This window comes from Brevundimonas sp. UBA7664 (assembly GCF_002483305.1).
Lineage (GTDB): Bacteria > Pseudomonadota > Alphaproteobacteria > Caulobacterales > Caulobacteraceae > Brevundimonas.
This window is the reverse complement of sequence record NZ_DLHQ01000039.1, coordinates 51201-59499: the sequence shown is the minus strand read 5'-3', so window position 1 is coordinate 59499 and position 8299 is coordinate 51201. Positions and strand designations below refer to the sequence as shown.

Here is an 8299-nt window from a genome sequence, read left to right as displayed (position 1 = left end):
GTGGTCGCCCCGCCGCCGGCGATCACGCCCGCGCCCCTGATCGAGATCGCGCCGGCCCCGCCCGCCGGACCGCCGCCGACCGAGGCCGAGGCCGCGCCGTCGGACCCGGACGCCCCGATCGCGACCCGGCCGCAGCCGATCGGCTAGCGAATGGCGACGTAGCCGCGCTCGACCATGCGGCGCAGGCCTTCATAGGCCTCGGCCAGTTCCTCATAGGCGGTGCGCGCGGCGGTCAGGCGGGCGACCTGGTCGGCGGTCGACGGCGCCCCGGATTCCGATTGGCGTAGACTCTCGGCGACCCATTTGGCGCGCGCCGTGGCGGTCAGCACCGCGAGACGCTGGAACATCGCCGCGTCCAGCTTCGGCAGCATCTGGCCGATGACCTCGCGATTGGCGACGAAGGCCGAATAGTCGATCTGCTCCAGCAGGCCGCGAAGCCGGCGCTGTTCCTGCGGATCGGTGTCCTGCGGTTCGAAATGGTCGCGCTGGCGGCGATAGCTGGAGGTCTGGATGGTCGACATCGTGCCTCTCCGGAATAGGGCGAGATGAGCGTGCGCCGCGTCGCTTAACGAGGGGTTGCCACTGTGCCGGCGTCTTGATACTTAAGTAAATGCTTCAGCATCAGACGCCGCTCGATCTCGCCTTCCAGGCCCTGTCCGATCCAACCCGGCGGGCCATGGTCGAACGCCTGTCGCGCGGCTCGGCCTCGGTCAGCGAGCTGGCCGCGCCCATGCCGATGTCCATGTCGGCGGTGGTTCAGCATCTGAAGATCCTCGAGGCCGCCGGCCTGGTCGCCTCCGAGAAGGTCGGGCGGGTGCGCACCTGCCGGGTCGAACCGCAGGCGCTCAGCGCCGCGGAACGCTGGATCAACGAACGCCGCACGTCGGTCGAACGCAGTCTCGACCGGCTGGGCGCCTTTCTGGATGAAACGCGGGAGGACCCTGAGACATGACGCTGGTTCACGAAACCCTGACCTTCGAGCGCGACTACGACGCGTCCCCGGCCCGGCTGTTCGCCGCCCTCGCCGACCCCCGGTCCCGCGCGCGCTGGGCGGTGCCCGAGGGTGCGCGTCTGGTCTATGACGAGGCCGATTTCCGCGTCGGCGGGATCGATCTCTGCCGCTGCGGCGCCCCGGATGACCTCCGCTACCATGTCGAGAACCGGTATCTGGCGATCGAACCCTCCGAGCGGATCGTCCTGTCCGAGACCGTGCGGGAAGGCGGCCGTATTCTCAGCCACTCCCTGAACTCCTTCGAGATCGCCGCGACCGCGACAGGGGTCCGGCTGAATCTCACCATCCAGCTGGCGGCGCCCGAACCGGGCATGGCCGCGGGGGTCCGTCACGGTCATTCGATGGCCTTGGACAACCTTGTCGCCGAGCTGACCCTTCTTGCCCTGGAGAACGCATGATGACCCAGCCCGCCCCATCCGCCCTCGCCCACGGGACCTTCACGGTCGAGCGCCGCTATGACGCCTCACCGGAACGGGTGTTCCAGGCCTGGGCCGATCCCGACGCATTCCGCCGATGGTTCGTGGAGGCGCCGGGCGCCACTGTCCACGACTGGGTCCACGAGTTCCGCGTCGGCGGTCGCGGCGGGGGCCGCTACCGCTTCGGCGATCACGCTGTCGGGTTCAACGACACGCGGTTTCTGGACATTGTCGAGAGCCGCCGGATCATCCTCAGCTACGTCATGGGCCGTGAACTGGGAGATGAGAGGCGTCGCGACTCGGCCTCTCTGGCGACCATAGAGCTGCGCGCCGACGGGGCCGGCGCGCATCTGGTCTATACCGAGCAGGGCGCTTATTTCGGCGACGACGGCGCCGCCCACATTCCACTGCGTCAGCACGGTTGCACCGCCATGCTTGAGAACCTCGCGCGCGAACTGGAAACCAGCGCCGGGTCGGCGGCACCGGGCGAGTCCGTCTGATCATGTCCCTGATCCTGTGGTCCCACCCCTATTCCGCCTACGGCCAGAAGGCCTCGGTGGCGCTGTACGAGCTCGGCCTGCCGTTCGAGCCGAAGCTGGTCGAGGCCGCGAACGAGACGGTCATGGCCGAATTCCGCGCCCTGTCGCCCTTCGCCAAGATGCCGACCCTGGTCGATACGGACGCCGGCCGGACGATCTATGAATCCAGCATCGTCATTGAGTACCTCGACCGGCTGGCGGGCGGCGGGCGGCTGATCCCCGCCGATCCGGAGGCGGCGCTGGAGGCGCGGCTGGTCGACCGGATGGTGGACATCTATGCGGGCGGGCCGATGAACCGGATCATCCCGCGCAAATTCCGCCCGGCCGGAAACGAGGACCCCTTCGGCGACGCCCAGGACGCGGCCGTGCTGGCCGGCGCCTGGGACTGGCTGGAAGAGCGGCTGGCCGACGGGCGGACCTGGGGCGCGGGCGAGACCTTCACCCTGGCCGACTGCTGCGCCGCGCCGGTTCTGACCTATGCCCGGCGGCTGGTCCCGTTCGGCGACCGGCCGCGGCTGAGAGCCTGGCACAAACGCCTCATGGCCCGGCCGTCGTTCGTCCGGGCGCTGGAGGACGCGGCGCCGTTCGGCGACCTGATGCCCGCGCCGCCCGCCGAGGACTGAATCCGGGCCGAAATCTGAGCCCGGGCGAAACGGGATCGCCCGGACCGATTTCGGCTAGTGCGCTTCAGGCGGCCGCGCGGCGGGGCTGAGGTATTCGTTCTCGGGCTGCGGATGGGCGTCCAGCACGAAGCGGCGGTCGCAATAGGCGCATTCGACGAAGTCCTCGCCGCCCATGTCCATATAGACCAGCGGATGACCGAGCGCCCCGCCGCCGCCGTCGCAGGCGACGCGCTTGGTCGGAACCACGATGGCTTCCGGGGGCGGGATGATCGCATCGGCGTGGCGCGGCGGCATGGGCGGACCTGACGGGTGACGGCGGATATCGGCCGACTCCCTAGAAGCCCGGGCCCCCGGCGTCAAACCGTCCGCGGCTTGCGGCGGAAGACCCGGTCGAACAGGGCCTTGCGCTTGCGGAACAGGGACCAGCCCAGGCAGCCGGCGGCGACCCACAGGCCGATCTCGCCGATCACCGCCGCCGGGCCGCCGATCAGCAGGGTCTCGCGCATCGCCAGTTCGCCCATCCGGTTCAGCACGACCACGGCGGTGAAGACGCCATAGCCGAGCAGGCAGAAGGCGAAGGCCGTCCAGCCGATCATTTTGGTGCGGGTCATGCGAGGTTTCCGTCAAGCACGCTGTTCATAATGACAAGCACGCTAGACATAACGCCGAACCATGTCAAGCGTCATTGACATATCGGATGCGCCCCTTGGCGGCGGCGGACGGCGCGCCTACCTAGGCCGCTTGTCGACCGAAAGCCCCCGCATGCCCGACTCCGCCGCCCTGCCCGTCAACGCCATCGAGGTCCGGGGGCTGGAAAAGACCTATGCGGGTTCGAAGAAGGCGCCACCCAAGGTCGCGCTGCGCGGCGTCGACCTGGTCATTCCGCGCGGCTCGATGTTCGGCCTGCTGGGCCCCAACGGCGCCGGCAAGTCGACCCTGATCAACATCCTCGCCGGGGTGGTCAACAAGACCGGCGGCACGGCCGAGATCTGGGGCCGCGACATCGACAAACAGCCGCGCGACGCCCGCGCCGCCCTCGGCGTGGTGCCGCAGGAGATCGTCGCCGACGTCTTCTTCACCCCGCGCGAGGCGCTGGAGGTCCAGGCCGGCTTCTACGGCGTCCCCGCCAATGAGCGGCGCTCCGACGAATTGCTCGCCGCCCTCGGCCTCAGCGACAAGGCCCACGCCTATGTCCGCGCCCTGTCCGGCGGCATGAAGCGCCGCCTGATGGTGGCCAAGGCCCTGGTCCACAATCCGCCCATCCTGATCCTCGACGAGCCGACGGCGGGGGTCGATGTCGAGCTGCGTCGCCAGCTTTGGGAATACGTCCGCCGCCTCAACGCCGAGGGCGTGACCATCCTCTTGACCACCCACTATCTGGAGGAGGCGCAGGAGCTCTGCGACACCATCGCCATCATGAACCGCGGCGAGGTCGTCGCCTGCGAGCCGACGCCGCAGCTGCTGCGCCGGCTGGACACGCGCAATGTGGTGGTGACCCCCGAAGGCGCCCTGAAGGCCCTGCCCAAACTCAAGGGTTTCGAGGCCGTCGCCCGCCCCAACGGCGCCTTCGCCGTCACCTACAAGAAGGGCCAGTCATCGGTCGAACAGGTGCTGGCCGCGGTCCGCGCGGCGGGCGTCACCATCGCCGACATCGTCACCGAGGATCCGGACCTGGAGGATGTCTTCCTGGCCCTGACCTATGGGGATGAAAGCCAGGTCAGTCCGACGAAGGACTGAGCGGCCGCGACGCGGCGTTGATCGCCGGGCGAGAACACGGACGCTCGCTGCACGGTGTGGACGCGCGAAGGGAGTTGAGGGCGGCTTGAGGATCGGCCACCCCGGTGTGGCTTCACCGCGCGGGACTTCGGCTGGGCGCCCGTTCCTCCCTGAACACGACCACACCATCCACCACGTCGGACCAACGGGCGACCACAGGCTCTCTGGAGAATACTGCGCCAGGCAAGGCTCCGAGACGACGGAGAGCGGCGTGGTCGAGATATGTGAGGTCCAGGGCCGTGTCACCCAGGGCCGCGGCTTCCAGCGATCCCGAGGCTGCCGGGGCGCGTTCACGGACCTGACCGCCTTCCATGTAGGCGCCGGACGCCGCGCTGAAGCCGAGGAACGAGGCCCGGTCTCCATAGGTCCTGTCGATGTATGACCCGAAATTGGCGACCGTGGCGAACCGGGGATGGGCGCGCGCGCTGCGCGAAAGGTGCACCGTCGCGCCCCATACGATCACCCGGCTCCCTTGCGGAAAGCGCTCTGCCAGCCACCACTGGTAGTTCCGCCACATCGAATGGCTGCGGCCCTCGATATACGCCGTCGTGTCCATCCCTTGCCGGCTGACGAACCGGCCGATGTTATCCAGGTTTTGAAGATGGGCGTCCCGGTCGGCGCTGGCAGGCATGGCCTGAACCACCGTCTGAATGTCGACCAGACAGGTTCTGAGTGGCGCCTGCTCTTCAGCAGACGGGCCAAGCTGGCCATAGATCTGCTGGCGGAATAAACCCCTGCAGGCTTCGTCCCGCTCCCCGCCGAGCAATCCGCTGAGTTCCGCGGGCATCTCGCTGATGGAAGAGAACGCACCGGCGCTTCCGAGCTGATCATCCATGCCGCCGAGCCGCAAGCGCCCGGCGACCAGTGAGTCGTGCATCCAGGTGATCAGCGGCTGGATCTCTTCATTCCGGTTCCACAACCCGCCGACGGCGGAGGAAACCATGTCGCGCGTGACCGGTTCGCCTCGCCGCAATCGACGATCCATCTCGAGAAAATCGTAGCTGCCGGCCTCGAAGACGACGGCGTCAAAACCACACTCGTCCACCAGCCGTCGCACCAGCGCGGCCTTGAAGGCGAGCGAGCGACCGTCGGCGTGGTTCGCGCCCTCGCCGAGGAGCGCGACGTCGCTGGCGCACAGGCCGCGGATCGCCCCTGACATGGCGTCGGCAGGCGGCGTCGCCGCCAAGGGAAGCCGGGAGGGTTCCGCACAGCTGGTCGCGGCCGCGGCGATGACGATGGAAAGCAGCAGTCGGTGCATGGACGGAGCGTAGGGGATATCGCTCCAGAGACAATGTTCAGACGGGTCGGGATGTCCGGTCAGCCACCGTCGCCCTCGCGACACCCGCTCTTCTGGCCCTCGCCGGTTACTAGACCACCATCACCGTCCCGATCAGCAGCCGCGCGCCGGCGCGGCCCATGACGGTGTTGGTCGCCGCCTGGAGCTGGGCGACCAGGTGTTCGACGTCGGGGGGCGTTCCGGGCAGCAGGGCGTTGGCCGACTGCTGCACCACCGCCGCATAGGCCGCGCGCAGGCGCGGGGCCGACTGGGCGACCCGGGCGCGCAGGGCGGCGTCGGCCGTGTCCACCCCGGTCTCGACGGTCATCACGCCGCGCCGGCCACCGGGGCGGATGACATTGGCGGTGATGGTCGGCAGCCGCAGATAGCTGGCCTGGGGCGCGCCGCCGCCGCCTCCGGTCCTGAGCGGCGGGGTCTTCAATCCGAGAAGGGCGCGGCGATCCATGGGCCGATGATAGCGCCCGGCGCTTAAGGCGTGGTTACGGTTCACCCTCCCCCGAAGTGGGGAGGGAGAACGCGATCTACGCCGCCGCCTCGACCGCGCCCGGCTCCATCGGCCGCAGGTCCAGCAGGGCGAACAGCCGCGCGTCCTCGTCCTGTTCCGGATTGGGCGTGGTCAGCAACCGGCCGCCGACGAAGATGGAATTGGCCCCGGCGAGGAAGCATAGCGCCTGCATCTCGGGGCTCATCGTCTCGCGGCCGGCCGACAGCCGCACCATGGCCCGCGGACAGACCAGCCGCGCCACGGCGACGGTGCGCACGAATTCGATCGGGTCGATCTGGCCCTCGGCCAGCATCCGCTCGCCCAGCGGCGTGCCGGTGACCGGCACCAGGGCGTTGACGGGCAGGCTGTCGGGATGGACCGGCAGGGTCGCCAGCGCATGCAGCAGGCTGGCCCGGTCGCGCCGCGCCTCGCCCATGCCGACGATGCCGCCGCAACAGGTGCTCATGCCGGCGTCGCGCACATGCTCCAGGGTGTCGAGCCGGTCCTGATACGTCCGCGTGGTGACGACCTGGGCGTAATACTCCGGCCCCGTGTCGAGGTTGTGGTTGTAGTAGTCGAGCCCCGCCGCCTTCAGCTGCCGCGCCTGGTCGGCCGTCAGCATGCCGAGGGTCGCGCAAGTCTCGAGCCCCAGCGCCTTCACCCCCGCGATCATCGTCGCCAGCTTCGGCGTGTCGCGATCCTTCAGCTCGCGCCAGGCCGCCCCCATGCAGAAGCGCGACGCCCCGCCCGCCTTCGCCGCCATCGCCTCGGCGATCACCGCCGTGGCGTCCATCAGCTTTTCGGCCTTCAGCCCGGTGTCGAAACTGGCCGATTGCGAGCAGTAGCCGCAGTTCTCGGCGCAGCCGCCGGTCTTGATCGACAGCAGCTGGCTCTTCTGCACCTCGGACGGGTCGAACCAGCGCCGGTGCACGGTCGCCGCCTCGAACACCAACTCCATGAAAGGCCGGGCGAACAGGGCCTCGACCTCGGGCAGAGTCCAGTCATGCCGGGGCAAGGCGGGATCGGGGCGGGCGGGAGACAGGGCGTCGGACATGGCGCCTCGCCTAACGGGTTCCGCGTCCGCCGCCAAGCTTGTCAGACTTCAAGCAGGAGTTCGCTGTGTCCGAGGTCGATCGATACGCGTTTGAACAGGCCCAGCAGATCCGACCCCAGAAGGACGACCGGACGATCCTGCAGACCCCAGATCCGGAACGTGTGGAAATCGCCGACCAGGACCGGCACGCGCCTGAGGGTTATGCCCCCGAACCCCAGGGTCGGAAGGAGCATGGCCTCGGCCTCCTGGGACCGGCCCGTGGGCGACTCGACCGCCTGGATCCGCGAGCCGTCGTCGAGCACGATGGGCCTCGCGCCCGAGGCCGTCGCCAGGGCGCGATTGACGATGGTGATCCGCGCGCCGGTGTCGATGATCACCTTGCAGGACACGCCGCCGACGACGGCGTCGACCATCATCAGATTGTTGAACCGCTGCTCCGCCGGCGCGCGATACCGGACGCTGGAGCGGCCCTCCTTGAACAGATAGGTTCCGCTGGAACGCGACTCGACGATCCGCATCCGCCGACGGGCGAACTCCATCACCAGACGGTGTCCGGCCAGGATGTCGGTGCCCAGCAGGCCGTCGACGCCGCCCAGTCCGCCCCGATCCGCCACGGCGAGGCGGACATCGGACCGTTCGATCGCCCCGGCGCGCAGGCTCGCCGCGCCCGCCATCGGCACCCGCTCAAGGGCGATCAGCGTGTTGATGTCGGCGTCCGGCAGGGCGGTCAGGCCCAGGCTTTCGACCAGATCAGAAGCGATGACGGACGCGTTGGCCGCGCTGTCGACCGCGAACCGGAGCGGGCGTTGGCCGTTGATGAAAACCGGGATGGTCAGCCGTCCGCCGCTGTCGCTGCGGACATTGGCGAGGCCAGGCTCCGCCTGTTGGGACGAGGCCGACCCGGCCCCCGCCCCCAGCATCGCCAGACCCAGTGCCGCCGATCGCCGTGTGACCTTCATGACGCCATTTTCCATCCTGTGAAGGTTGGAAATTGGCATGGATTTTAGCCCGAAGCGAGACCGTAGCCGCGGCCTCATATAAGGATATCCTTATATGTTTCTTGCCCCTTCGCGCCACACCGTTTAAGAGGCCCGCGAA

At 68.9% G+C, this 8299-nt stretch carries 12 protein-coding genes; 5 read left to right on the top strand and 7 right to left on the bottom strand.

Annotated elements, in window-relative coordinates; all coding sequences use genetic code 11:
- Nucleotides 1–143 precede the first annotated feature (143 nt).
- Complete coding sequence (locus tag B2742_RS09385) at nucleotides 144–521, bottom strand: hypothetical protein (RefSeq protein WP_292065430.1); 378 nt, start codon at nucleotides 519–521, stop codon at nucleotides 144–146.
- Nucleotides 522–610: 89 nt separating this feature from the next.
- On the opposite strand from B2742_RS09385, the gene B2742_RS09380 reads away from it, so the two are divergent.
- Genes B2742_RS09380 through B2742_RS09365 form a run of 4 tightly spaced genes read left to right on the top strand, consistent with a single transcriptional unit; the run spans nucleotide 611 to nucleotide 2590 of the window.
- Nucleotides 611–952, top strand: a complete 342-nt coding sequence (locus tag B2742_RS09380; protein WP_292065427.1) for an ArsR/SmtB family transcription factor — start codon at nucleotides 611–613, stop codon at nucleotides 950–952.
- Nucleotides 949–1410 (top strand): SRPBCC domain-containing protein, encoded by a 462-nt coding sequence (locus B2742_RS09375; RefSeq protein WP_292065425.1) that lies wholly within the window; start codon nucleotides 949–951, stop codon nucleotides 1408–1410. The genes B2742_RS09380 and B2742_RS09375 overlap by 4 nt, the downstream gene beginning before the upstream one ends.
- Nucleotides 1410–1928: an SRPBCC domain-containing protein gene (locus B2742_RS09370; RefSeq protein WP_292065423.1), complete on the top strand. Its 519-nt coding sequence runs from the start codon at nucleotides 1410–1412 to the stop codon at nucleotides 1926–1928. Before B2742_RS09375 ends, B2742_RS09370 begins: the two co-directional genes overlap by 1 nt.
- A 2-nt stretch (nucleotides 1929–1930) precedes the next feature.
- The gene (locus B2742_RS09365) at nucleotides 1931–2590 is read left to right on the top strand and encodes a glutathione S-transferase family protein (RefSeq protein ID WP_292065421.1); all 660 of its coding nucleotides are present in this window, start codon (nucleotides 1931–1933) and stop codon (nucleotides 2588–2590) included.
- 54 nt (nucleotides 2591–2644) lie between these two features.
- Here the strand turns inward: B2742_RS09365 and B2742_RS09360 are convergent, their stop codons facing one another.
- Nucleotides 2645–2884: a zinc-finger domain-containing protein gene (locus B2742_RS09360; protein WP_292065419.1), complete on the bottom strand. Its 240-nt coding sequence runs from the start codon at nucleotides 2882–2884 to the stop codon at nucleotides 2645–2647.
- A gap of 62 nt (nucleotides 2885–2946) precedes the next feature.
- The gene (locus tag B2742_RS09355) at nucleotides 2947–3201 is read right to left on the bottom strand and encodes a hypothetical protein (RefSeq protein WP_292065418.1); all 255 of its coding nucleotides are present in this window, start codon (nucleotides 3199–3201) and stop codon (nucleotides 2947–2949) included.
- Between the two features lie 151 nt (nucleotides 3202–3352).
- Between B2742_RS09355 and B2742_RS09350 the strand changes: the two genes are divergently transcribed.
- Nucleotides 3353–4327 (top strand): ABC transporter ATP-binding protein, encoded by a 975-nt coding sequence (locus B2742_RS09350; protein ID WP_292065416.1) that lies wholly within the window; start codon nucleotides 3353–3355, stop codon nucleotides 4325–4327.
- A 112-nt stretch (nucleotides 4328–4439) separates the two neighbouring features.
- Here the strand turns inward: B2742_RS09350 and B2742_RS09345 are convergent, their stop codons facing one another.
- The 4 genes from B2742_RS09345 to B2742_RS09330 all read right to left on the bottom strand — a co-directional run bounded on the left by B2742_RS09345 (nucleotide 4440) and on the right by B2742_RS09330 (nucleotide 8160).
- Entirely contained in the window at nucleotides 4440–5624 is a 1185-nt protein-coding gene (locus tag B2742_RS09345; RefSeq protein WP_292065414.1) for an erythromycin esterase family protein, read from the bottom strand.
- 109 nt (nucleotides 5625–5733) lie between these two features.
- On the bottom strand, nucleotides 5734–6108 hold the full coding sequence (locus tag B2742_RS09340; protein ID WP_292065412.1) for a Tat pathway signal protein: 375 nt from the start codon (nucleotides 6106–6108) through the stop codon (nucleotides 5734–5736).
- Nucleotides 6109–6184: 76 nt separating this feature from the next.
- A complete protein-coding gene (gene bioB, locus B2742_RS09335) occupies nucleotides 6185–7201 on the bottom strand; it encodes a biotin synthase BioB (protein WP_292065410.1) in 1017 nt (338 codons plus the stop codon).
- A gap of 41 nt (nucleotides 7202–7242) precedes the next feature.
- The gene (locus B2742_RS09330) at nucleotides 7243–8160 is read right to left on the bottom strand and encodes a retropepsin-like aspartic protease (RefSeq protein ID WP_292065407.1); all 918 of its coding nucleotides are present in this window, start codon (nucleotides 8158–8160) and stop codon (nucleotides 7243–7245) included.
- Nucleotides 8161–8299 lie beyond the last annotated feature (139 nt).